Below are 23,611 nucleotides of genomic sequence, written 5' to 3'. Positions count from 1 at the left end.
GGTTCCCGTCGGTCCGGGCCGGCTCCGACCCGGGTCACCCGATCGGGGTCGGCGCACCACTAGCCTCTTCGGGATGGACAGCGAACCGGACGCCCTGCAGGCCGAGCGGGACGCCTACCTGGCGTTGTCCGAGGCGTCGCTCGACGCCACCCTCGACGCCAAGCTCGTGCGCGACCGGCCCGACGAGTACCGCGCCGCGCTCGGCCGCATGATCGAACTGCAGACCGCCACCCTGGCCGCGCACGACAAGTTCGTGCGCCGGGCCGAGGCGCTCGACCTCGACCGGGAGGTCGTGGCGTCGCTGCGCGAGGGCCGCGTCGACCTGGCCATCCTGCTGCAGCGCACCATCGCCCAGCTCGACCGCCTGGAAGCCGCCGACAACTAGCGCGGTGGCCACGGGCGTTCACCGGTCGTCGCTCGCCGGCGCGCCGCGGCAAGGTCGACGCCGTCTTCGCAGAGTCCCCGTTGTCCTCGCAGGTGCTGTGGACTCTGCGCCGACCACACCGCCCCTGCGAAGACACCGCGGGGCGGGTTCCGTCAGGCCGGCAGGAGGCTCAGCACCGAGGCCGGGTCCTCCACGTGCGCGTTGTGCCCCAGCCCCGGCAGGTCGACGGGCTCGGGGACCAGCTCGGCCAGCTGCTCGGTGGTGACCATCTGGTCGCGCTCGCCGCGGGCGAGCAGCACGGGCACCGGGCTCGCGTCGACCAGCGCCGCGACCTGCGGGTCGCCGACGCCGAAGGCGCGCTGGTCGAGCACCGGGCGCCAGCGCCCGTCCAGCTCCTCGAGGACACCGGACCCGGCCTCCGGAGAGTCGGGGTGCACCAGCCCGTCCAGGCCGGCCTGGCGCAGGTGCCGGGCCACCGCCGCGGCCCGGGTGTCGAACCGGGCCGGCTCGCGGGCGGCGAGCGCGGCGGCCCGGGCCAGCTCGTCCGGGGTCCAGACGACCTTGATGCCCAGGCCCACCACGGCCAGCACGCCCGGCCGGGTGGCCAGGTGCAGGCCCACCACGCCGCCGAACGAGTGACCGAGCACCACCGTGCCGTCCGGGTCGACGAGGTCGGCGAGGACCGCGGCCACGTCGGCGAAGCTGTACTTGTCCAGCGGCGCCGAGCCGCCGTGCCCGGGGAGGTCGGGAGCGACCCAGGCCCCCGGGAGCAGGGCGGTGAGCCCGTTCCACACGTCGCCCGTGGCCCCGAGCCCGTGCAGCAGCAGCACCGTGGGTCCGCCGCGGCCACCCTGCCGCACCCGTACGTCCGTCATCGCGCCAGGATGGCCGACGTCCGGCGGCGCGAACAGTAGAGCGAATGGCGCTTTCGGTCAGACTCGACGGGCGATGCGCGGTCGGCGGCGATGTCGGGTTGGCTACGCCCGGACCGGGGCCTGCTTCCGCCGGCACGCCTGGGCGTAGGCGACCGGCGTCATCCCGACCGCCGCGGTGAAGTCGCGGATGAAGTGCGACTGGTCGAAGTAGCCGAGCTCGGCCGCCACCTCGGCCCACGGGCGGTGCTGCTCGCGGTCGAGCACAGCGGCGGCCTCGTGCAGCCGGTACCGGCGCAGCACCCACTTCGGGCTCACGCCCACGTACCGCGCGAACAGCCGCTGCAGCGTGCGCGGAGCGATGTTGAAGCGCTCGGTGACGTCGTCGACGCGGGCGATGGTGCGGTCGTGCAGCAGGGCGGCGACGATCCGGCCGACGTAGGCGACCTGCGGGTCGTCCGGCGGCCAGCGCTCGCGCAGGAACGCCTCGACGCGGCCGACGAGCTCGTCGACGCCGGGGGCGGCCGACATCCGGGCGGCGAGCGCACCGGCGGCGGGGCCCCACAGCTGCTCGGCCGGGAGCACCGCGCCGGTGATGTCGGACAGCGGGCGCCCGAGGAAGGGCAGGAAGCCCCCGGGGCGGAACTTCACGCCGAAGACGCGCCCCTGGCCCCGGTAGGCGTAGGTGAACCGGTCGCGGCCGACGCCGCAGACGGCGAGGCGGCCGGCGTCGAGCACGACGTTGACGCACGGGTGCGGCAGCAGGGTGACCGAGGCCTCGCGGCCGGGCGGCAGCTCCCACGAGACCAGCCAGTGGCGCTCGACCAGGGCCGACAGGTCGCCCGACGGGGGGTAGCGGTCGAGCGAGAAGTCGACGTCGCGGACGCCCAGCACCCCGTACTCGCTCGTCGTGGAGACGTCCGGGCCGGTCATGGGACCAGGATGCCGCTCGGCACCGACAAGCACATCCCGTCGTTGACAAATTTTCTTGTCGGTGAGACCGTCGACCCATGCAGGAACTGGGAGTGATCGACCGAGCCGCGGCCGCGGAGGTCTCGCTCGACCCGATGCGGGCCCGGCTGCTCGCCGAGCTGGCCGAGCCGGCGTCGGCGAGCGGGCTCGCCACGCGGGTCGGCATCCCCCGCCAGAAGATCAACTATCACCTCCGCGTCCTCGCCGAGCACGGCCTCGTCGAACTCGTCGAGGAACGCAGGCGCGGCAACATGACCGAGCGGGTGATGCGGGCCAGCGCGGCCAGCTACGTGATCTCACCCGCCGCGCTGGGCGCGCTCGCCCCCGACCCCGACCGCGCGCCCGACCGGCTCTCCGCCCGCTGGCTGGTCGCCGTGGCCGCGCGGACCATCCGCGAGGTCGGCGCCCTGCTGACCGGCGCCGCCGCCACCGGCAAACGGGTCGCCACGTTCGCCGCCGACGGCGAGGTCCGCTTCGCCTCGGCCGCCGACCGGGCCGCGTTCGCCGAGGAGTTGGCCGACGCCGTGACCCGACTGGTCGGCAAGTACCACGACGAGTCCGCGCCCGGCGGCCGTCCGCACCGCGTCGTCGTCGCCGTGCACCCCGTCCACCGAGAGGAACAACCGTGACCGAGCGCAAGCTGGAGAAGACCGTCGAGCTGGACGCGTCCCCCGAGCGGGTCTGGGACCTGATCGCCACCGGACCGGGCATCTCGACCTGGTTCGTCCCGCACGAGGTGGAGCAGCACGAGGGCGGCGAGGTGAGGGCGTCGTTCGGGGGCGCCTTCACCGGTACCGGCAAGGTGACCGCATGGGAGCCGGGCCGGCGCTTCGGCTACGGCGAACCCCGCCCCGGCGACGGCCCCGACATGGCCTTCGAGTTCCTGGTCGAGGGCCGCGACGGCGGCGGCACCGTGCTGCGGTTCGTGCAGAGCGGCTTCACCGCCGAGGGCTGGGAGGACGAGTACGACTCGTTCGACAAGGGCTGGACGCTGTTCTTCGGCAACCTGCGCGCCTACCTGGAGCACTTCGCGGGGCAGCCGGTGCACAACGTCCTCACGATGGCCATGGCGCCGGGCTCGAAGGAGCAGGCGTGGCCCGTGCTGCTGCGCGGTCTCGGGCTGGGCTCCGTGCCCGCGGTCGGCGAGCGGGTGACGCTGACCGGCCCGCAGGAGCTCACCGGCGTGGTCGACGTGGCCACCCCCGAGTTCCTCGGCGTGCGGTCCGCGCACGGCCTGCACCGCATCGGCGCCGAGGGGGACGCCGGCTGCGGGGTCAGCGCCTACCACTACTTCTACGGCGAACCGGTGGACACCGAGACCCTCTCCAAGGCGTGGGACGCCTGGCTCACCGGCCTGTTCCCGCCGCCCGCCGGGGACTGACGGTCAGCGCCGGCCGGCCAGCTCGCGCAGCCGGCGGATCCGCTCCTCGATGGGCGGGTGCGTGGAGAACAGCCTGGTCATCGAGTCGCCCACGCGGAACGGGCTGGCGATCATCAGGTGCGACTGGGCGGTCAGCCGGGGCTCGGGCGCGAGCGGGGCGCGCTGCGTGCCGACCTCCAGCTTGGCCAGCGCCGAGGCCAGCGCGAGCGGGTCGCCGGTGAGCTCGGCGCCGCTCGCGTCGGCCTGGAACTCCCGCGACCGGCTCACCCCCATCTGCACGATGGCCGCGGCCACCGGCCCGAGCAGCGCGATCAGCAGCACGGCGAGCGGGTTGGGGCGGTCGTCGGAGTCGCCGCCGAACAGCCCGGCGAACATCGCCAGGTTGGCCAGCAGGCCGATCATCGAGGCCAGCGCGCCGGCGACCGAGGAGATGAGGATGTCGCGGTTGTAGACGTGGGAGAGCTCGTGGCCGAGCACCGCCCGCAACTCGCGCTCGTCGAGCATCGCCAGCAGGCCCGTCGTCGCGCACACCGCGGCGTGGCGGGGGCCGCGGCCGGTGGCGAACGCGTTGGGGGCGGCGGTGGGGCTGATGTAGAGCCGCGGCATGGGCTGGCGCGCCGCCCGGGAGAGCTCGCGCACGATCCGGTACATCACCGGCGCTTCGAGCTCGGAGACCGGGCGGGCGTGCATGGCCCGCAGGGCGAGCGTGTCGGAGTTGACGTAGGCGTAGCCGTTCACGCCCACCGCGACCACCGCGGCGACCACCAGCCCGGTGCGCCCGAACAGCGAGCCCACCAGCAGCACGAGCGCCGTCATCCCGCCGAGGAGCAGCGCGGTCTTCAGCCCGTTCAGGTGCCTGTGCACTGCGCGACCCGTCCTTTCAGGGTCCTCATTCCGACCAACTCCACCGGGTGAACGAGCCACGGTCGGGCGGTGTTCCGGGGGCGTCGCGGGAGCCGCGTGACGTGCGCGACCCGCCACGACCGGGCCCGAACGGGCAGGATCACCGCATGGCCACCGACGTCCGCACCGAGATCACCGACCGCGTCGCCGTGCTCACCGTGTCCAACCCGGAACGGCGCAACGCGATGAACCTGGAGCTGTCCGGGAAGCTCGTCGCCGCGCTGGAGCGCTGCGCGGACGACGACGGCGTGGGCGGGGTCGTCATCACCGGCGAGGACCCCGCGTTCTGCGCCGGCGGCGACCTGGGCGAGCTCGCCGACGCCGACCCGGCCGTCCTGCGCCGCGTCTACTCCGGGTTCCTCGCCGTCGCCGAGTTCCCGCTGCCCACGATCGCCGCGGTCAACGGCGCCGCCGTCGGCGCCGGGCTGAACCTCGCGCTGGCCTGCGACGTCCGGCTGGCCGGGCCGAGGGCGAAGTTCGACGCCCGGTTCCTGCAACTGGGCCTGCACCCCGGCGGCGGCTACACCTGGATGGCCCAACGCGTGCTCGGCTACCAGCGCGCGGCGGCGCTGACGCTGTTCGGCGAGGTGGTCGACGCCGAGGAGGCCGTCCGGATCGGGCTGGTGCACCGGGTCGCCGAGGACGTGCGCGCCGCCGCCGTCGAGATGGCCGCGCGGGCGGCGGGGCTGCCGCGCGACCTCGCGGTGACGACCAAGTCGACGATGCGGCTGACGTCCGCGATGAGCACCCAGGAACAGGCCGTCGAGGTCGAGGTGCGGGCGCAGGCCGCATCGGTGCACTCCGCCGAGTTCCAGAAGCGGCTGGCCGCGCTGCAGGAGTCGATCCGCTCGCGCTGAACCGGTACCGGGATCGGTCCGGTGATCAGCTGGTGATCATCCGGGCACCCCCGGTAGCGCCGCGGCTGTGACCTCACTCGGGGTGAGGCGACACTCAGTCGCGCGGCGAGTTAACCTCGGGGGTACGCACATTTCCGTCCCGGAATCGAGGACCGACCGCGACATGTCCCAGTCCGACACCGCCGTCGAGCAGCGGTCGGAAGTAGTCCCCCGCGACCGCGTCGTCATCCGCTTCGCCGGCGATTCCGGCGACGGTATGCAGCTCACCGGCGACAGGTTCACCTCCGAGACCGCCGCCTTCGGCAACGACCTGTCGACCCTGCCGAACTTCCCCGCCGAGATCCGCGCGCCCGCCGGCACCCTGCCAGGCGTGTCGTCGTTCCAGCTGCACTTCGCCAACTACGACATCGTCACCCCCGGCGACCGGCCCGACGTGCTGGTCGCGATGAACCCGGCGGCGCTCAAGGCGAACGTCGGCGACCTGCCGGCCGGTGGCGTCATCATCGTCAACACCGACGAGTTCACCAAGCGCAACCTCACCAAGGTCGGCTACGACGCCAACCCGCTGGAGGACGACTCGCTGGCGCAGTTCTCGGTGTTCCCGGTGGCCATGGCCACCCTCACCAAGGGCGCGCTCGCCGAGACCGGCCTGTCCAAGAAGGACGCCGAGCGGGCCAAGAACATGTTCGCGCTGGGCCTGCTGTCCTGGATGTACCACCGGCCGCACGAGGGCACCGAGCGGTTCCTGCGGGAGAAGTTCGCCCGCCGCCCCGACCTGGCCGAGGCCAACATCCTGGCGTTCAAGGCCGGGCACGCCTACGGCGAGACGACCGAGGCCTTCGCGGTCACCTACGAGGTGGCCCCGGCCAAGCTCGACGTCGGCACGTACCGCCAGATCACCGGCAACACGGCGCTGTCCTACGGGATCGTGGCGGCCGGGCGGGTCAGCGGGCTGCCGGTGTTCCTCGGCTCGTACCCGATCACCCCGGCCTCGGACATCCTGCACGAGCTGAGCAAGCACAAGGCGTTCGGCGTCACCACGTTCCAGGCCGAGGACGAGATCTCCGGCGTCGGCTCGGCGCTGGGCGCGGCGTTCGGCGGCGCGCTCGGCGTCACCACGACGTCGGGGCCCGGGCTCGCGCTGAAGTCCGAGACGATCGGCCTGGCGGTGGCCCTGGAGCTGCCGATGCTGATCGTCGACGTGCAGCGCGGCGGCCCGTCCACCGGGCTGCCCACCAAGACCGAGCAGGCCGACCTGCTGCAGGCCATGTTCGGCCGCAACGGCGAGGCCCCGGTGCCGATCGTGGCGCCGCGGTCCCCCGGCGACTGCTTCGACGCCGCGCTGGAGGCCGTGCGCATCGCGGTCACCTACCGCACGCCGGTCCTGCTGCTGTCGGACGGTTCGCTGGCCAACGGGTCGGAGCCGTGGAAGGTCCCCGACGCCGACTCGCTGCCGAGGATCGAGCCGGGCTTCGCCACCGAGCGCAACTCGCCCGACGGCGCCGAGTTCTGGCCCTACCTGCGCGACGACGACACCCTCGCGCGTCCGTGGGCGATCCCCGGCACCCCCGGGCTGGAGCACCGGATCGGCGGCCTGGAGAAGGCCGACGGCCGCGGCTCGATCTCCTACGAGCCCGCCAACCACGACCGGATGGTCCGGCTGCGCGGGGCGAAGATCGACGGCATCGAGGTCGCCGACGTCGAGGTCGAGGACCCGACCGGCGACGCCGACGTCCTCGTCGTCGGCTGGGGCTCCACCTACGGCCCGATCATCGCCGGGGCCCGCCGCGTGCGCGGCATGGGCCACCGGATCGCCACCGCCCACCTGCGGCACCTGAACCCGCTGCCCGCCAACCTGGGCGACGTGCTCGGCCGATACCGGACGGTGCTGGTGCCCGAGATGAACCTCGGCCAGCTGTCCCTGCTGCTGCGCGCCCGCTACCTCGTGGACGTGCACAGCTACACCACTGTCTCCGGGCTGCCCTTCAAGGCCGAAGAGCTGCAGGACGTGTTCCTGGGGTACCTGACGGGAGTGCAAACATGACCGAGCTCGCGAGGTCATCATCAAACACAGCACCGAAGGTCATGTCCGCGACGAGCGCCGGCGAGGAGTGGGCATGACCGCGATCGACCTGGGCCTGCCGCTGATCGGCGGCCTGGACGACGTCCCGAAGACCGACGACAAGCAGACCGCCAAGGACTTCACCTCCGACCAGGAGGTGCGCTGGTGCCCCGGCTGCGGCGACTACGCCGTGCTGGCCGCCGTCCGCTCGTTCCTCCCGACGCTGGGCATCAAGCGGGAGAACACGGTGTTCGTGTCCGGGATCGGCTGCTCCAGCCGCTTCCCGTACTACCTCGACACCTACGGCATGCACTCCATCCATGGCCGCGCCCCGGCGATCGCCACCGGCCTGGCCGTCACCCGCCCCGACCTGTCGGTGTGGGTCGTCACCGGCGACGGCGACGCGCTGTCCATCGGCGGCAACCACCTGATCCACGCGCTGCGCCGCAACGTCAACATGACGATCCTGCTGTTCAACAACCGGATCTACGGGCTGACCAAGGGCCAGTACTCGCCGACCAGCGAGCAGGGCAAGATCACCAAGTCGACGCCGATGGGGTCGCTGGACCACCCGTTCAACCCGGTCTCGGTGGCCCTGGGCGCCGAGGCGAGCTTCGTCGGGCGCGCCATCGACTCCGACCGCAAGGGCCTCACCGAGGTCCTCAACGCGGCCGCCGCGCACCGCGGCACCGCGCTGGTGGAGATCTTCCAGGACTGCCCGATCTTCAACGACGGCTCGTTCGACCTGCTGCGCAAGCCGGAGACCAAGGACCAGCGGCTCATCCCGGTCCGCCACGGCGAGCCGATCCGCTTCGGCCCCGCCGGCGACGACGGGCTCGGCGAGTACGCCGTGGTGCAGGAGGGCTTCGGGCTCACCGTGGCCAAGGCCGACGAGATCGACCAGTCCCAGATCGTCGTGCACGACCAGGCCGACCAGAACCTGTCGTGGGCGCTGTCGCGGCTGTCGGACCAGGACCTCAACCACACGGTCACCGGCATCTTCCGCCAGGTCAGCCGCCCCACCTACGACGACCTCGCCCGCGCGCAGGTCGCCGAGGCCAAGGAGCGGACCCCGCAGGTCGACCTGCAGGGGCTGCTCAACGGCCGCGACACCTGGACCGTCGCCGGCTGATCCGCAGCTACCGCCAGGAGAGCCACGGCCCGCTCGGGTCGTGGCTCTCCTGGTGTTCGGGGCTTCGCAAAGCTGGGCTGGCGTGTCCTCGCAGGGTTGGCGGGGACGTCGCAGCGCGCCGGCGGGCTGCGACGACCGACCTGGCGCTGCGAGGACGAGGCGAACGGCCCGTGCGTGCGCTCGCTGCTGCCAGATGCAGGCCGATGACGCTCCTTGCAGGGCTGGGGTGGTCTCGCAGCGCTGGTGGGGAGTCGCAGCGCCGGTCGGGTCGCCGCAGCGCTGGTGAAGGGCGTCCCCGGGGAGCGGGCGGGGCCGCACGAGAGCGACCTTCGTCCGACCAGCGCGGCGCCCAGGCGCCCCGTCGAGAACGAAGTTGTCGTGATCCACAGGGCCTGTTGATCACGACAACTTCGTTCTCGACGGTTAGGGGAGTTGGGTGCCGAGTGTGGGTCGGTCGGTGTCCAGGCAGGCCTGCATCCGGGCGACCTGGCCTTGGGTGAACATCACCATCACCGGGTCGTCGGTGAAGTCCATGAAGTTGACGAACAGGTCGCCGTTGGGGCCGTTGTCGCAGGTGAAGTGAGGGAACTCGGGGGCGCCGACGTTCGGGCCGGCTTGCGGTGGGGTGTCCTCGACGAAGTCGGTGCCGTTGCAGCCGTCGCCGTCGTCGCCCCAGATGTGCAGCAGGTTGAGCCAGTGCCCGATCTCGTGCGTCGCCACCCGGCCGAGGTGGAACGGCGGGGAGACGGTGCCGAGGGTGCCGAACGCGATGTAGGCGATGACCACGCCGTCGGTCTCAGGTGGTCCGCCGGGCATCTGGGCGTAGCCGAACAGGCCCTCGACCAGCGGCGCCACCCACAGGTTCAGGTAGCGGTCGGTGGGCCAGGGGTCGGCGCCGCCGGTGGCCGCGGACTTCACCGCGTCGTCGTCGGCGAACAGCGCCACGTCGGTCGCGGTGCGGGTGATGCCGTCGGTCGGGTTGCCGTCGGGATCGGTGGTGGCGAGCGCGAACTCGATGCGGGCGTCGCCGACGAGCGGCGCGAACGGCTCGGGGACCTGTCCGATGTCGGCGTTGCGGGCGCGGTAGTCGGCGGTCAGCGCGGTGATCTGGGACCGCACCTGCTCGGCCGAGATGTCCTGCTCCGGGGTGTTGTGCACGACGTGCACCACGACCGGGATCCGGGTGACGCCGGGGCGCTGCGCGGCGGTACCGCGGGCGCCGGACCACGCAGCGTTCTCGCTGCGCTCCCGCGCCTCCCGGTAGCCGGGGGCCGTGCGCAGCAGGCGCTCGTGGACGATGGGAGTGGCACACCTGCGGACGCTCGGCACCGGGCTGTCAGCCATGGCTGTCACGCTAGGTGGCGAACCACTCCACGGGCAGCGGCCGACCGGGCGCCGGCGCTCGTGCGGCTGCCGCACCCCGCCCCGCGTTCAGCGGTCCAGGCTGAGCAGCCCGCGCTCCAACGCCACGGTGACCGCGGCCGTGCGGTCGTCCACGCCGAGCTTGCCGAACACGTGCACCAGGTGCGTCTTGACCGTCGCCTCGGAGATGGAGAGCGAGCGCGCGACCGCCCGGTTGGTGAGGCCGCGGGCCACCAGCGCGAGCACCTCCAACTCGCGGTCGCTCGGCACGTCCGGCAGGGGGTTGCGCAGCCGTCCGAGCAGCCGGGCGGTGACCGACGGCGCCAGCACCGACTCGCCGCGCGCGGCAGCACGCACCGCCCGGAACAACTCCTCGCGCGGGGTGTCCTTGAGCAGGTAGCCCACCGCGCCGGCCTCCAGGGCGCGCAGGATGTCCTGGTCCTCGTCGTAGGTGGTGAGCACCAGCGCCCGGACGCCGGGGTGGTCGCGGGTCAGCGCCCGGATCGTGCCCACCCCGTCCAGCCGGGGCATCCGCAGGTCCACCAGCACGACGTCCGGGTGGAGGCGGGCCACCTGGGCCAGCGCCTCCCGGCCGTCCCCCGCCTCGCCGACCACCTCCAGGTCCGGCTGGCCGGCGAGCATGCCGCGCAGCCCGTCGCGCACCACCGGGTGGTCGTCGACAACGACCAGCCGCACCGTCCCGCTCACACCGGCACCGCCGCCGCGACGGTGGTGCCCTCGCCGGGGGCGCTCTCCACGTCCAGGCGGCCGCCGAGCGCGGCGATCCGCTCGCGCATGCCGATCAGCCCGAAGCCGCCGTCCGGGCGGGTCGGTGGCGGGCCGGCGAAGCCGCGGCCGTCGTCGTCCACGTCGAGGGTCACGGTGTCCCCCAGGTAGGAGAGGGTGAGCACGGCGCGGGTGGCGCCGGCGTGGCGGGCGGTGTTGCTCAGGGCCTCCTGCGCGACGCGCAGCAGCGCGGTCTCCACGTCGGGGTGCAGCGCCACCCGCTCCCCGGTGACCCGCACCTCGGCGGGCACGCCGTGCTCGTCGGCCCACTGCCGCGCGGTGCGCCGCAGCGCCTGGTCGAGCGAGGCGCCGTGCAGCAGGTCCGGGCGCAGGGCCTGGACCGTGCTGCGCAGCTCCCCGAGGCCGTTGCGGGCGGCGCGGCGGGCCGTGTCGAGGTGGGTGCGGGCCAGTTCGGGCTGCTCGGAGACGGCCTGGTCGGCCGCTTCCAGGTGGGTGACGATGCTGGTCAGGCCCTGGGCGACGGTGTCGTGCAGCTCGCGGGCCAGCCGCTGGCGCTCCTCCAGCACGCCGGCGCGGCGGGCGGTGTCGGCCAGCTCGGCCCGGGTGCGGGCCAGCGCCTCCAGCGCCTCCCGGCGCTGGTCGCTCTGCCGGGCCACCGCGTTGACGACCACCGCGATGACCGTGGCCAGCAGCGCGGTGGCCACCACGTCGATCACGGCGCCGGGGCCGTCCGCCCAGGCGCCCGTCCGCCAGGTCACCAGCGCAGTGAGCGCGAGCAGCGGCACCATGCCCCACCAGCCGAGCGTGATGAACGCCAGCGGGTACAGCCCGTAGAGCAGGATCGTGTAGCTCTCGCCGTAGCCGGCGAGCGCGGCGGTCAGCGCCACCGCACCGGGCCAGTACACCAGCACCGCGATCCCCGGCGGAGCGCCCAGCGGGGCCCGCGTCAGCAGCAGCGCGTGCCACACCGCCAACGCGACGGCCAGGCCGCCGACGAGCAGTCGGTCGGGCGGCGCCAACCCGGCGAACACGACGGTGATGACCGTCGGCAGGGCCAGTGTGCCGGCGAACAGCAGGTGCCACAGCGCGGTCAGCCGGTCCCAGGCGTCGCGCCCGACGACCGGCTCGACCGCGTTGGCACTCAGCTCGACTCCCACCGGAAGGACTTGACCGCGACGAGGGTGGCGACCAGTGCAACCGCAGCGAGGATAGCCAGCGCGGGCCCGTCCACGACACCGTCGGTCCAGCCCGCGCGCAGGGCGCGCACCGCGTAGGTCATCGGCAGGAAGTCGCCGATCCGCTGCACGACCGCGGGCAGCGCCTCGCGGGCGAACAGCGCCCCGGAGACGAGGATGGCCGGGAAGTACAGCGCCGCCGCAACCGCCTGGGTGGTGCGCACGGTGGGCAGCAGCGCCCCCAGCAGGAAGCCGGTCGCCACCGTCGACGCCGTGGCGAGCAGCAGGGCCAGCAGCACCGCGCCCCAGGACGCCGGCAGCCGCAGGTCGAACGCCAGCACCCCGACCAGCACCAGGATGACGGCGCCGACCGCGCTCATCGCCGTGTGGGTGAGCGCGTGCGAGCCGAGGATCTGCCATGGCCGCAGCGGGCTGATCCGCATCCGGCGCAGGATGCCGCGGTCGCGGTAGTCGGCCAGGGTCTCGGCCAGCCCCATGATCCCCGAGGTGGCCATGACGTAGACCAGGTAGCCCGGCACGACCACGTCCACCACCCCGGCCCCGCCGAGCTCCGGGCGCGGCGCGTTGCCGGCCGCGCCGTTGAGCCCCAGCAGGACCAGGGGCAGGGCCAGGGTGAACAGCACCGCGGCCGGTTCGCGGAACAGCAGGGTGGTCTCGACGCGGGTCAGCACGACCAGCGGGCGCATCAGGCCACCCCCTCCGCGGTCAGCGCCAGGTAGGCGGTCTCCAGGCTGCGGTGCTCGCCGCGGACCGCTTCCGGGGTGCCTGCAGCCACCACCCGCCCGCGGTCGATCACGACCAGCCGGTCGCACAGCATCTCGGCCTCGTCCATCGCGTGGGTGACCAGCAGGACGGTCACCCGGCGCTCCCGCAGCCCGCGGACCAGCGCCCAGGTGTCGCGGCGGGCCGCGGGGTCCAGCCCGGTGGTCAGCTCGTCGAGCACGACCACCTCCGGTTCGCCGAGCAGCGCCAGCGCGATGAACAGCCGCTGCCGCTGCCCGCCCGACAGCTTCCCGAACGCGGTCCGGCGCTGCTCGCGCAGGCCCCACTCGGCCAGCAGGGCGTCCGGGTCGACGGCGCGGCGGTACGCCGAGGCGAACACGGCCATCGCCTCGCGCACGGTCATCCGCTGCGGCAGCACCGCCTGCTGCAGCTGGACCCCGACCCGCTGGCGGACGTCGTCCGGGTCGGTACCCGGGTCGAGCCCGAGCACCCGCACGGTGCCCGAGTCCGGTCGGCGCAGGCCGACCGCGCACTCGACCGTGGTGGTCTTGCCCGCGCCGTTCGGGCCCAGCACGCCGAACACCTCGCCGCGGTGCACCCGCAGCGAGACGCCGTCCACGGCGGTGACGGCTCCGTAGGCCTTGCGCAGATCGTCGATCTCGACGACCGGTTCCGTTGTGTCCACACCGGTAGCCTGCGGCGCCGGGCGGGCCGATCCATCACCCGAGCCACGCGCCGGCGGTCAACCGTTCGATTGACCGCCGGTCGATCGGTCGGGCGCGGTCAGCCGGTGCGGTCGACCACGTACGTCGTCAGCGAGGCCAGCGCGTCGGTCGCCGGGCACGGCGGCAGGTCGACGAGCTGGTGGCGGGCCGCGGCGGCCTGCTCGGCCAGGAACTCCCGGGTGCGCGCCACCCCGTCGCCCGCCCGCAGCAGCTCCAGCGCCTCGGCGATCTCGGCGTCGTCGGTGATCGGGCGCGACAGCAGCTTGCGCAGCCGCTCCGAGCCCTCGTCGGTGCCCTCGACCGCGTAGAGCATCGGCAGGGTGTGCACGCCCTCGCGCAGGTCGGTGCCCTGCGTCTTGCCCGAGCTGGCCGACGGCGAGGCGATGTCGATGACGTCGTCGGAGATCTGGAAGGCGGTGCCGATCAGGGCGCCGAAGCGCTGCAGCGACGCCACCTGCTCGGGCGGGCAGCCGGAGAACATCCCGCCGTAGCGGCCCGAGGTGGCGATCAGCGAGCCGGTCTTCTCGGCGATGACCGTCAGGTAGTGCCCGACGCGGTCCTCGCCGGGCTGCGGGCCGCGGGTCTCCCGCATCTGGCCGGTGACCAGCTCGGCGAACGTCTCGGCGATGATCCGCACGGCCTCCGGGCCGAGGTCGGCGACGAGCCGCGACGCGTGGGCGAAGAGGAAGTCGCCGGTGAGGATGGCCACCGAGTTGTCCCAGCGGGAGTTCGCGCTCTCCGCGCCCCGGCGCATGGTGGCCGCGTCCATCACGTCGTCGTGGTAGAGCGTGGCCAGGTGGATCAGCTCCACCACCACCGCCGCGCGGACCACATCGTCCGAGTCGGGGCGGGGGCCGGTCTGCGCGGCGAGCAGGGTGAACAACGGCCGGAAGCGCTTCCCGCCGGCATCGATCAGGTGCAGGGAGGTCTCGGCGACGAAGGTGAAGTCGCTCCGCACCTCGCGGTGCAGGACGTCCTCGACCCGGTCGAGACCCACCATGAGGGCATCCGCCAGTTGGGGGTCGTCGACCTCTACACCGGCGATCGCGTTAACGGACACCCCCTCAGCCTACGAAGCCGCCGGCCCCGGCCCAGCCCAGAGCGAGTGTGGGGACGATCCCAAGCACCAGGGTGATCAGGACGCCGAGGGTGATGGCGGCCGTGGTGAAGGCGCCCGGCACGGTGACCGCGGGGCCGTCCTCGGCCGGCTCGCTGAAGTACATCAGCACGATGACCCGGATGTAGAAGAACGCCGCCACCGCGCTGGCGACCAGCGCGATGACCACCAGCGGGGCCATCCCGTCCTCCAGGGCCGCCGCGAACACCGCGAACTTGGCGGTGAACCCGCTGGTCAGCGGGATACCGGCGAGTGCGAGCAGGAGGAAGGTCATCACCGCGGCGAGCACCGGAGAACGCTTGGCCAGACCCGCCCACCGGGACAGGTGCGTCGCCTCGCCGTCGGCGTCGCGGACCAGGCTGATCACGCCGAACACGGCCAGCGTGGTGAAGCCGTAGGCCAGCAGGTAGAACAGCGTGCCCGAGACGCCCTGCTCGGTGATGGACATCGCACCGATGAGCAGGAAGCCGGCGTGGGCCACCGAGGAGTAGGCGACCATCCGCTTGACGTCGGTCTGGGTGAGGCCGATGACCGCGCCGATCGCCATCGAGGCGATGGCCACGGCCCACAGCACGCCCCGCCACTCCCAGCGGGAGTCGCCGAACGCGACGTGCAGCACCCGCAGGATGCCGCCGAACGCGGCGACCTTCGTGCAGGCCGCCATGAACGCCGTGACCGGCGTCGGGGCGCCCTGGTACACGTCGGGCGTCCAGGTGTGGAACGGGCCGACCGAGCCCTTGAACATCAGCCCGACCACCAGCAGGGCGAGCCCGCCCAGCAGCAGCGCGTCGGACATCGGCGAGGCGACGACGGAGTCGGCGATCTCCGGGAAGCGGATGGTGCCCGCGTAGCCGTAGATGAGCGCCAGGCCGTAGAGGAAGAACGCCGAGGCGAACGCGCCGAGCAGGAAGTACTTGACCGCCGCCTCCTGCGACAGCAGCCGCCTGCGCCGGGCGAGCCCGCACATCAGGTACAGCGGCAGGCTCAGCACCTCGAGCGCGATGAACATCGTCAGCAGGTCGTTCGCCGCGACGAAGGTCATCATCCCGCCGAGCGCGAACAGCGTGAACGGGAAGACCTCGGTCTGCATGGTGGGCGCCTGGTCGGGCGAGCCGTAACCGCGCTCCTCGGCCGACCGGCCGACGCCACCGGCGCGCGAGCCCCCGACGCCGACCACCGCGGCCCGGCTCTCGGCCGAGGCCAGGAAGGCCCCGCCCGGCTCGACCGAGCGGTCGGCGATGAGCAGGACGCTGCCCAGCGCCAGCGCCAGCAGCGTGCCCCACAGGAACAGCGTGGGCGGGTCGACGGCGACGGCGTCGGCCAGCGTGGTGATGCCATCGGGGCCGGTGCCGGCGTACAGGCCCAGCGCCAGGCCCGCGCCGACCAGTGTGACCAGCGTCAGCGCTACCTGGACCGGCCAGCGCTGGTGGCGCGGCAGGAAGGCCTCGACCAGCACCGAGATGCAGGCCATGCCGAGCACGATGAGCAGCGGGGCGATGGCCCCGTAGTCGATCGGCGGTACCTCCAGCGGCACCGCCTGCGCGATGAAGCTCACCGCAGTCCTCCCACCGGGTCGCCGAGACCCACTTCGGTCATGGTGGCCGCCACCGACGGCTCGATCACGTCGAGCACCGGGCCGGGGAAGAAGCCGAGAACCAGGATGAGCACGATCAGCGGGGTCAGCACCGCGATCTCCCGCCCGCTCAGGTCGGGGAAGCCCACGCCGTCGCGCTTGGCCGAGACGGCCGGGTCGAGCATGGTGCCCGGTCCGCCGCCCGCCGACGTACTTCCTCCCGCGGAGGCGGCAGACGGCACAGCACGCTCCAGCGCGCCCAGCACGGCCGCGCCGCGCAGCGGGCCCTGCATGGTGCGCTGGTACATCCACAGCACGTACAGCGCGGCGAAGATGATGCCGACCGTGGCCAGGATCGTGAACACCGGCTGGCGCGGGAACGAGCCCACCAGCACCAGGAACTCGCTGACGAACGAGTTGGTGCCGGGCAGGGCCAGCGAGCTGAGACCGGCCACCAGGAACGCGCCGGCCAGCAGCGGCGCCACCTTGTGCACGCCGCCGTAGTCGTCGACCAGGCGGGAGCCGCCACGCGCGATCAGCAGGCCGACCACGATGAACAGCATGCCGGTCGAGATGCCGTGGTTGACCATGTAGAGCGCCGCGCCGGAGAGCGCCTGGCTGGAGAACGAGAAGATGCCCAGCGCGATGAACCCGAAGTGGGCGATCGAGGTGTAGGCGACGAACCGCTTCATGTCGGTCTGGCCGACGGCCAGCAGCGCGCCGTACAGGACGCCGATGACGGCCAGCGTGAGCACCAGCGGGGCCAGCGTCTGCGAGGCTGCCGGGAACAGCGGCAGGCAGTAGCGCAGGAACCCGAACGTGCCGACCTTGTCCAGCACGCCGACGAGCAGCACGCCCGCCCCGACCGGGGCCTCGGCACCGGCGTCGGGCAGCCACGTGTGCAGCGGCACCAGCGGCGCCTTGATCGCGAAGGCCGCGAAGAACCCGAGGAACAGCCAGATCTGGGTGGACTCGGGCACCGACTCCGCCATGCGCTGCAGGTCGGCCCAGGTGAACGTGCCCTGGCCCAGCCGCTCGCCGCTGACCACGAACAGCCCGATCACCGACGCCAGCATGATGAGGCCGCCGAGCAGCGAGAACAGGAAGAACTTGACCGCCGCGTACTGCCTGCGCGGGCCGCCGAAGCGCCCGATCAGGAAGTACATCGGGATCAGCATGGCCTCGAAGAACACGTAGAACAGGAACACGTCGGTGGCCGCGAAGACCCCGACCAGCGTGCCCTGGGTGGCCAGCAGCAGCGAGAAGAACCCGGCCGCGGTGCGACCCTCCGGCAGCTTCTCGGCCCAGGAGAAGCCCATCACGATCGGCACCAGCACGGCGATCAGCGCCAGCATCACCAGCGCGATGCCGTCGACGCCGAACGCGAACCGGGTGCCGAAGGCGGGGATCCAGTCGACGCCGAACTCCAGCTGGAACCGGGTGCCGTCGGCGGCGTCGGCCACCGAGTAGCTGGACCAGGTGAGCGCGGTCAGCACCAGCGAGACCGCGGCGAAGCCCATGGCGACCTGCTTGGCCAGCGCGTCGTTGGCCCGCAGCGGGGCGACCGCCACCGCGCCGACGAACGGCACCAGCAGCAGGAGGAGCAGCAGCACGTTGCCTCCGTTCATGCGAACCGCACCGCCAGCATCGCCGCGATCACCAGGACCGAGCCGCCGAGCATGGACAGCGCGTAGGACCGGACGAACCCGGTCTGGAACCGGCGCAACCGCCCGGAGCTGCCGCCCAGCAGGGCGGCGGTGCCGTTGACCACGCCGTCGACCCCGCGGTTGTCCACGAAGACCAGCGCCCGGGAGAGCCAGGTGCCGGGGCGGGCGATGAAGGTCTCGTTGATGGCGTTGGCGTAGAGGTCGCGGCGGGCCGCGCGGACCGGCAGCGAGACCCGCTCCGGGCGCTCGACCGGCGTGGGCCGCCGGCCGACGACCAGGTAGGCGATCAGCACCCCGAGTGCGGAGATCCCGACGACCAGCCACGGGATGACCGCGTGCGGCAGCACCCCGTGCTCGGACTCCCGCAGCTCGCCCAGCGAGGGCGCCAGCCACTCGGTGAGCCCGATGCCGGACAGGATCGCGCCCGCCCCGACCGACCCGATCGCCAGCACGATCATCGGCGCGGTCATGGTGACCGGCGACTCGTGCGGGTGGTAGTCGTGCCCGTCCGCCGACTTCAGGTTCTGCCAGCGCTTCTCGCCGAAGAACGTCATCAGCACCAGCCGGGTCATGTAGAAGGCGGTGAGCCCGGCGGCCAGCGTGGCCGCGCCGCCGTACACCCAGCCCTGCCAGCCCTCCTGGCCGAACGCCGCCTCGATGATGGCGTCCTTGGAGAAGTAGCCCGACAGCAGCGGGAAGCCGATCAGCGCCAGGTAGCCCAGGCCGAACGTGACGAAGGTGATCGGCATGTGCCGGGCCAGCCCGCCGTAGCGGCGCATGTCGACGTCGTCGTTCATGGCGTGCATGACCGAACCGGCGCCGAGGAACAGCCCGGCCTTGAAGAAGCCGTGCGTGAGCAGGTGGAAGATGCCCAGCGCGTAGCCGGCCGGGCCGAGCCCGACGGCCAGGAACATGTAGCCGATCTGGCTGACCGTGGAGTAGGCCAGCACCTTCTTGATGTCGTCGTAGGCGCAGCCGATGATCGCCCCGATGAGCAGGGTGACCACGCCGACCAGGGTGACGACCAGCCGGCCGGTCTCGGTCAGGTTGTAGATCGGGCCGGACCGGGCGATCAGGTAGACCCCCGCGGTGACCATCGTCGCCGCGTGGATCAGGGCCGAGACCGGGGTCGGGCCCTCCATCGCGTCGGGCAGCCACGCCTGCAGCGGGAACTGGCCGGACTTGCCGCACGCGCCGAGCAGCAGCATGACGGTGATGGCGACCAGGGTGGGCGCGCCGACCTCGCCGATGCGCTCGAAGACCTCGCTGTACTGCACGGTGCCCAGTTCGAGCCAGAGCAGGAAGATCGCGATGGCCAGGCCGACGTCGCCGACCCGGTTCATCAGGAACGCCTTCTTGGCCGCCGTGGCCGCGGACGGGCGGTCCTGGTAGAAGCCGATCAGCAGGTAGGACGCCAGGCCGACGCCCTCCCAGCCGAGGTAGAGCAGCACGAAGTTGTTGCCGAGGACGAGCACCAGCATCGCCGCGACGAACAGGTTGAGCTGGGCGAAGAACCGCCGCCGCGACGAGTCGCCGCCGGGCTCGGCGTGGTCGTCGTCGCCGTCGCCGCCGGCGTGGGGGGCCATGTAGCCGACCGAGTAGATGTGGATCAGCGACCCGACACCGGTGATCAGCAGCACGAACGTCAGCGAGAGCGGGTCGAGCCGGACGCCGAAGTCGACGGTGAACGAGCCGACCGACATCCAGTCGAACAGGTGCAGCTCGCGGGTGCGCTGCTCGGGGCTCAGGCCCAGGGTCTCGAAGAAGATCGCCAGCCCGATCGCGAACGACGCCAGCACCGTCGCGACGCCGAGCCAGTGCCCCCACGCGTTGGCCCGGCGGCCGGTCACGAACAGCACCAGCGCGCCCAGCGCGGGCAGCACGAACAGCAGCCAGGCCAGCGACGCGGCGCCGGAGGCGGCCCCGATCTCGGGCAGCTCGACCGGCGGGACCGCGGTCAGCACGGGCTCGTACCGGCGGTCCGGCGGACCGCGCGGGAGGTGGGGACGGGGGGCACCGGGGAGCTCCTCAGTGGTTCAGTACGGCTCAGTACTTGAGCAGGTTGGCGTCGTCGACCGACGCCGTCCGGCGGGTGCGGAAGATCGACATGATGATGGCCAGGCCGACCACGACCTCGGCCGCGGCCACGACCATGACGAAGAACGCCATCACCTGGCCGTCGAGCTGGCCGTTGATCCGGGCGAAGGTCACCAGGGTCAGGTTGACCGCGTTCAGCATCAGCTCGATGCACATGAACACCACGATCGCGTTGCGGCGCACGAGCACGCCCACGGCGCCGATGGAGAACAGCAGCGCCGAGAGCAGCAGGTAGTACGTCGGGGTCACGGCTGGTTCTCCTCGGTCCCGCTGGGACGGCCGTCGCCGCGACCGCCGACGCTCGCGTCGCCGCGACCGCCGGTCGTGCCGGCCAGTGCGCCGGCGACGCCCTCGCGGTCGTCGCCGGGGGCGTCCACGACGGCCTGCTGGCCGCCCCCCGTGGACGGGGTGCCGGTGATGGAGTGGGCGTCGACCGCCCGGGGCTCCGCCTCCTGCACCGGGGTGGCGTCGATGATCGCCGAGATGGACTCCGGGGCGATCGAGCCGTCGGGCAGCAGGGCGGGCACGGCCACCGAGTTGCCGGTGGCGAACACGCCGGGGCCGGGCAGCGGGGAGATCCGGTCGTGCTCGCCGCGCAGCCGCGCCTCGACCGTCTCGCGCTGGGTGCGCTTGGCGTGCGCCCTGGTCTGGGCGTAGGCCAGCACCATCGCGCCGAGCGCCGCGGTGATCAGCAGCGCCGAGGTGAGCTCGAAGGCGAACAGGTACTCGGTGAAGACGAGCGTCCCGATGCCGGTGACGTTGCCGTTGGAGCCCGCGTCGCCAGCGGCCAGGCCGACCGGCTGCACGGAGGTGAGCGACGGGCCGATGGTGGCGACCAGCAGCACCGCCAGGCCGAGGCCGAGCAGGAGCGCGGCCAGCCGCTGCCCGCGCAGCACCTCGACGACCGAGTCGGAGCTGTCGCGCCCGACCAGCATCAGCACGAACAGGAACAGCATCATGATCGCGCCGGTGTAGACGATGATCTGCACGAAGCCCAGGAACGGGGCCTGCTGGACGATGTAGAACACCGCCAGCGAGAACATCGTGCCGACCAGGCACAGCGCCGAGTGCACCGCGTTGCGGGCCAGCACCATGCCCAGCGCGCCGAGCAGGGCCAGCGGACCGAGCACCCAGAAGGTGATCGCCTCGCCGGTGGTGACCGTGTCGACCGCGGGCGGTGGCGGGGCTTGCGCGAGGAACTCCAGCACGTTCACCTGACCTGCTCCCCCACCGGGTCGCCCTTGGCGCCGGTCCTGGCCAGCCTCGGGCCCTGGACGTAGTAGTCCTGCTCGTGCTCGCCCAGGCGCATCGGGTGCGGCGGCTGCTCCATGCCCTCCAGCAGCGGCGCGAGCAGCTGCTCCTTGGTGTAGATCAGGTCCTGCCGGTTGTCGTCGGCCAGCTCGTAGAAGTTGGTCATCGTCAGCGAGCGGGTCGGGCAGGCCTCGATGCACAGGCCGCAGCCGATGCAGCGCAGGTAGTTGATCTGGTAGACCGCGCCGTAGCGCTCACCGGGCGAGTAGCGCTCCTCCTCGGTGTTGTCACCGCCCTCGACGTAGATCGCGTCGGCCGGGCAGGCCCAGGCGCACAGCTCGCAGCCCACGCACTTCTCCAGCCCGTCCGGGTGGCGGTTGAGCTGGTGGCGGCCGTGGTAGCGGGGCGCGGCCGGCGGGAAGTTCTCCGGGTACTCCTCGGTGACGACCTTCTTGAACATCGTCCCGAAGGTCACGCCGAAGCCCTTGAAGAACTCAAACATCGTCGTCCTCCTTGGCGGGGGCGCCGCTGGCGAGGGCGGGCTCGCGCGTGCGGCCGGTGCCGACGGAGCGGTCGCGGCGCTTGCGGCGCGCGGGCTTGGTCGGGACCTTGAGGTCGAGCGGTGGCACCGGGAAGTCCGAGGCCAGCTCGATCGTCTGTTCCTTCTGCTTGCGCTCGGGCACCAGGAAGGCGATCACCAGCACCGCCACCAGCAGGATGCCCACGGTCACCAGCAGCGCGGTGGTCGAACCGCCGGTGGAGCGCCAGGCCCGGATCGCGAAGATCGTCAGGATCCACAGCAGGCTGCCCGGCACCAGTACCTTCCAGCCCAGGCGCATGAACTGGTCGTAGCGGAACCGCGGCAGCGTGCCGCGCAGCCAGATGAACACGAACAGGAAGATCAGCGTCTTGATCAGGAACGCGATCATCTGCAGCCAGCCGTTGGCGTTGAGCGCCGACAGCGGCCACGGCCACATCCCGCCGCCGAGGAACAGCGTGGTGGCCATCGCCGAGACCGTCACCATGTTCACGTACTCGGCCAGGAAGAACAGCGCGAACTTCAGCGACGAGTACTCGGTGTGGAACCCGCCGACCAGCTCCGACTCCGCCTCCGGCAGGTCGAACGGCGCTCGGTTCGTCTCGCCGACCATGGCGATCGTGAACACCACGAACGACGGGATGAGCAGCAGCACGAACCACGAACTCGCCTGCGCGGCCACGATGTCGGCGGTGGACAGCGACCCGGCGTAGAGGACGACCCCGACGATCGACAGGCCCAGCGCGATCTCGTAGGAGATCACCTGGGCCGCCGAGCGCAGCGCCGCCAGCAGCGGGTACGGCGAGCCGGACGACCAGCCGCCGAGCACGATGCCGTAGACCCCGATCGAGGAGCAGGCCAGCACCACCAGCACGCCGACCGGCAGGTCGACCAGCTGCAGCACCGTCTCCTCGCCGAAGATCGTGACCTTCCCGCCGAACGGGATCACCGAGAAGGCCACGAACGCCGGGACGGTGGAGATGACCGGGGCGATGAAGTACACCCGCTTGTCGGCCGCCGCCGGCATGATGTCTTCCTTGAAGGCCAGCTTGAGGCCGTCGGCCAGCGACTGCAGCCAACCGCCGGGGCCGGTGCGGTTGGGGCCCGGGCGCTGCTGCATCCGCCCGACGACCTTGCGCTCCCAGTTGATCATGAACAGGGTCAGCACGACCCCGATCGCGAACAGCGCGACGACCTTGATCAGGACGAGCCAGATCGGGTCGTCGGCCAGCAGCATCTGGGTTTCGGTCATGCTGTCACCCCCACCAGATCGCCGTGCCCGGCGCCCAGCCGGGACCGGACGTGCGAGTCGCCGGAGCGGCCCGGCAGCCAGACCACGCCGTCGGGCAGGTCGGCCAGGGCCAGCGGCAGCGTCACCGCGCCGCGGTCGGTGCTCACCGTCACCGGCTCGCCCGGGGTGAGCCCGAGGCGCTCGGCGGTGGCGGCGTTCGTCCGCGCGTACGCCGGGCGGGCGGTGCCGGCCAGCGCAGGCTCGTCCACCAGCAGCGCCGCGTCGTCGATCAGCTGCCGCCAGGTGGCCAGCACGGCCTGCCCGTAGCCCAGCCGGGGCAGCGGGCGAGCGGACCCGGTCGGCGGGGCCGGCGCGGGGCCCGTGGCGTAGCCCAGGCGCTCCAGGTCGCCCAGTGCGGCGGCCGGGGTCTGGGTGAACAGGTCGACGTCCATCTCGACGGCCAGCGTGTCCAGGACGCGGCAGTCGGGCAGGACACCGGTGGCGTCCAGGGCCGGGCCGAACTCGCGGCGCCGCCCCTCCCAGTTCAGGTAGCTGCCGGCGCGCTGCGCGTCGGGCGCGACCGGGAGGACCACGTCGGCCAGCTCGGTGACCGGCGAGGCCTGCAGCTCCAGGCTGACCAGGAAGCCCACCTCGGCCAGCGCGGCCAGCGCGGCGGCCGGGTCGGCCAGGTCGGTCGGGTCGACCCCGCCGACCACCAGCGCGCCCAGCTCGCCGGACGCGGCGGCGGCCAGGATGGCCGCCGTGTCGCGGCCCGGCGCGGACGGCAGCGCGCCCTCGGCCAGCCCCCACACCCGCTCGA

The 23,611-nt window shown here is 72.7% G+C and carries 23 protein-coding genes; 6 read left to right on the top strand and 17 right to left on the bottom strand.

The window, feature by feature from the left end; genetic code table 11:
• Window positions 1–73: 73 nt before the first annotated feature.
• On the top strand, window positions 74–385 hold the full coding sequence (locus KIK08_RS11185) for a hypothetical protein (RefSeq protein WP_214402995.1): 312 nt from the start codon (window positions 74–76) through the stop codon (window positions 383–385).
• Between the two features lie 152 nt (window positions 386–537).
• Here KIK08_RS11185 and KIK08_RS11180 read toward each other — a convergent pair whose 3' ends face one another.
• Together KIK08_RS11180 and KIK08_RS11175 are read right to left on the bottom strand one after the other, a co-directional pair.
• Window positions 538–1,260, bottom strand: a complete 723-nt coding sequence (locus KIK08_RS11180; RefSeq protein WP_214402994.1) for an alpha/beta fold hydrolase — start codon at window positions 1,258–1,260, stop codon at window positions 538–540.
• Between the two features lie 102 nt (window positions 1,261–1,362).
• A complete protein-coding gene (locus KIK08_RS11175) occupies window positions 1,363–2,190 on the bottom strand; it encodes a helix-turn-helix domain-containing protein (protein WP_214402993.1) in 828 nt (275 codons plus the stop codon).
• Window positions 2,191–2,267: 77 nt separating this feature from the next.
• Between KIK08_RS11175 and KIK08_RS11170 the strand changes: the two genes are divergently transcribed.
• Both KIK08_RS11170 and KIK08_RS11165 read left to right on the top strand, forming a co-directional pair.
• Window positions 2,268–2,858 (top strand): ArsR/SmtB family transcription factor, encoded by a 591-nt coding sequence (locus tag KIK08_RS11170; protein WP_214402992.1) that lies wholly within the window; start codon window positions 2,268–2,270, stop codon window positions 2,856–2,858.
• Window positions 2,855–3,610, top strand: coding sequence for an SRPBCC family protein (locus KIK08_RS11165; protein WP_214402991.1), 756 nt, complete (start codon window positions 2,855–2,857; stop codon window positions 3,608–3,610). Before KIK08_RS11170 ends, KIK08_RS11165 begins: the two co-directional genes overlap by 4 nt.
• Before the next feature lie 3 nt (window positions 3,611–3,613).
• Here the strand turns inward: KIK08_RS11165 and htpX are convergent, their stop codons facing one another.
• Window positions 3,614–4,474 carry a zinc metalloprotease HtpX gene (htpX, locus tag KIK08_RS11160; protein ID WP_214402990.1) on the bottom strand — a complete coding sequence of 287 codons (861 nt, stop codon included), beginning with the start codon at window positions 4,472–4,474 and terminating at the stop codon, window positions 3,614–3,616.
• Window positions 4,475–4,620: 146 nt separating this feature from the next.
• Between htpX and KIK08_RS11155 the strand changes: the two genes are divergently transcribed.
• From KIK08_RS11155 to KIK08_RS11145, 3 genes are all read left to right on the top strand, one after another.
• A complete protein-coding gene (locus KIK08_RS11155) occupies window positions 4,621–5,370 on the top strand; it encodes an enoyl-CoA hydratase (protein ID WP_214402989.1) in 750 nt (249 codons plus the stop codon).
• A 163-nt stretch (window positions 5,371–5,533) separates the two neighbouring features.
• On the top strand, window positions 5,534–7,414 hold the full coding sequence (locus KIK08_RS11150; RefSeq protein ID WP_214402988.1) for a 2-oxoacid:acceptor oxidoreductase subunit alpha: 1,881 nt from the start codon (window positions 5,534–5,536) through the stop codon (window positions 7,412–7,414).
• 73 nt (window positions 7,415–7,487) lie between these two features.
• On the top strand, window positions 7,488–8,564 hold the full coding sequence (locus KIK08_RS11145; RefSeq protein WP_214402987.1) for a 2-oxoacid:ferredoxin oxidoreductase subunit beta: 1,077 nt from the start codon (window positions 7,488–7,490) through the stop codon (window positions 8,562–8,564).
• Window positions 8,565–8,987: 423 nt separating this feature from the next.
• Here KIK08_RS11145 and KIK08_RS11140 read toward each other — a convergent pair whose 3' ends face one another.
• From KIK08_RS11140 to KIK08_RS11075, 14 genes are all read right to left on the bottom strand, one after another.
• Complete coding sequence (locus tag KIK08_RS11140) at window positions 8,988–9,908, bottom strand: zinc metalloprotease (RefSeq protein ID WP_214402986.1); 921 nt, start codon at window positions 9,906–9,908, stop codon at window positions 8,988–8,990.
• Between the two features lie 87 nt (window positions 9,909–9,995).
• Entirely contained in the window at window positions 9,996–10,634 is a 639-nt protein-coding gene (locus KIK08_RS11135; protein WP_214402985.1) for a response regulator, read from the bottom strand.
• Complete coding sequence (locus tag KIK08_RS11130) at window positions 10,631–11,830, bottom strand: sensor histidine kinase (protein WP_214402984.1); 1,200 nt, start codon at window positions 11,828–11,830, stop codon at window positions 10,631–10,633. The genes KIK08_RS11135 and KIK08_RS11130 overlap by 4 nt, the downstream gene beginning before the upstream one ends.
• Complete coding sequence (locus KIK08_RS11125; RefSeq protein ID WP_214402983.1) at window positions 11,815–12,555, bottom strand: ABC transporter permease; 741 nt, start codon at window positions 12,553–12,555, stop codon at window positions 11,815–11,817. Before KIK08_RS11125 ends, KIK08_RS11130 begins: the two co-directional genes overlap by 16 nt.
• Window positions 12,555–13,277: an ABC transporter ATP-binding protein gene (locus KIK08_RS11120; protein WP_214402982.1), complete on the bottom strand. Its 723-nt coding sequence runs from the start codon at window positions 13,275–13,277 to the stop codon at window positions 12,555–12,557. Before KIK08_RS11120 ends, KIK08_RS11125 begins: the two co-directional genes overlap by 1 nt.
• A 98-nt stretch (window positions 13,278–13,375) precedes the next feature.
• The gene (locus tag KIK08_RS11115; RefSeq protein ID WP_214403020.1) at window positions 13,376–14,317 is read right to left on the bottom strand and encodes a polyprenyl synthetase family protein; all 942 of its coding nucleotides are present in this window, start codon (window positions 14,315–14,317) and stop codon (window positions 13,376–13,378) included.
• A gap of 64 nt (window positions 14,318–14,381) precedes the next feature.
• Entirely contained in the window at window positions 14,382–15,989 is a 1,608-nt protein-coding gene (gene nuoN, locus KIK08_RS11110) for an NADH-quinone oxidoreductase subunit NuoN (RefSeq protein ID WP_214402981.1), read from the bottom strand.
• The gene (locus KIK08_RS11105; protein ID WP_214402980.1) at window positions 15,986–17,635 is read right to left on the bottom strand and encodes an NADH-quinone oxidoreductase subunit M; all 1,650 of its coding nucleotides are present in this window, start codon (window positions 17,633–17,635) and stop codon (window positions 15,986–15,988) included. The genes nuoN and KIK08_RS11105 overlap by 4 nt, the downstream gene beginning before the upstream one ends.
• Complete coding sequence (gene nuoL / locus KIK08_RS11100) at window positions 17,632–19,611, bottom strand: NADH-quinone oxidoreductase subunit L (protein ID WP_214403019.1); 1,980 nt, start codon at window positions 19,609–19,611, stop codon at window positions 17,632–17,634. The genes KIK08_RS11105 and nuoL overlap by 4 nt, the downstream gene beginning before the upstream one ends.
• 109 nt (window positions 19,612–19,720) lie before the next feature.
• Entirely contained in the window at window positions 19,721–20,020 is a 300-nt protein-coding gene (gene nuoK / locus KIK08_RS11095) for an NADH-quinone oxidoreductase subunit NuoK (protein WP_214402979.1), read from the bottom strand.
• Window positions 20,017–20,985, bottom strand: coding sequence for an NADH-quinone oxidoreductase subunit J (locus KIK08_RS11090; RefSeq protein ID WP_214402978.1), 969 nt, complete (start codon window positions 20,983–20,985; stop codon window positions 20,017–20,019). The genes nuoK and KIK08_RS11090 overlap by 4 nt, the downstream gene beginning before the upstream one ends.
• Window positions 20,982–21,524: an NADH-quinone oxidoreductase subunit NuoI gene (gene nuoI / locus KIK08_RS11085; protein ID WP_214402977.1), complete on the bottom strand. Its 543-nt coding sequence runs from the start codon at window positions 21,522–21,524 to the stop codon at window positions 20,982–20,984. Before nuoI ends, KIK08_RS11090 begins: the two co-directional genes overlap by 4 nt.
• Window positions 21,517–22,812: an NADH-quinone oxidoreductase subunit NuoH gene (gene nuoH, locus KIK08_RS11080; RefSeq protein ID WP_214402976.1), complete on the bottom strand. Its 1,296-nt coding sequence runs from the start codon at window positions 22,810–22,812 to the stop codon at window positions 21,517–21,519. The genes nuoI and nuoH overlap by 8 nt, the downstream gene beginning before the upstream one ends.
• On the bottom strand, window positions 22,809–23,611 hold an 803-nt coding region (locus KIK08_RS11075), incomplete at its 5' end, for a molybdopterin dinucleotide binding domain-containing protein (protein WP_305849579.1). The genes KIK08_RS11075 and nuoH, both read right to left, overlap by 4 nt.

The organism is Pseudonocardia lacus (assembly GCF_018531445.1).
GTDB lineage: Bacteria > Actinomycetota > Actinomycetes > Mycobacteriales > Pseudonocardiaceae > Pseudonocardia > Pseudonocardia lacus.
The sequence above is the reverse complement of the archived record's forward strand: the minus strand, read 5'-3'. Positions and strand labels throughout refer to the sequence as shown.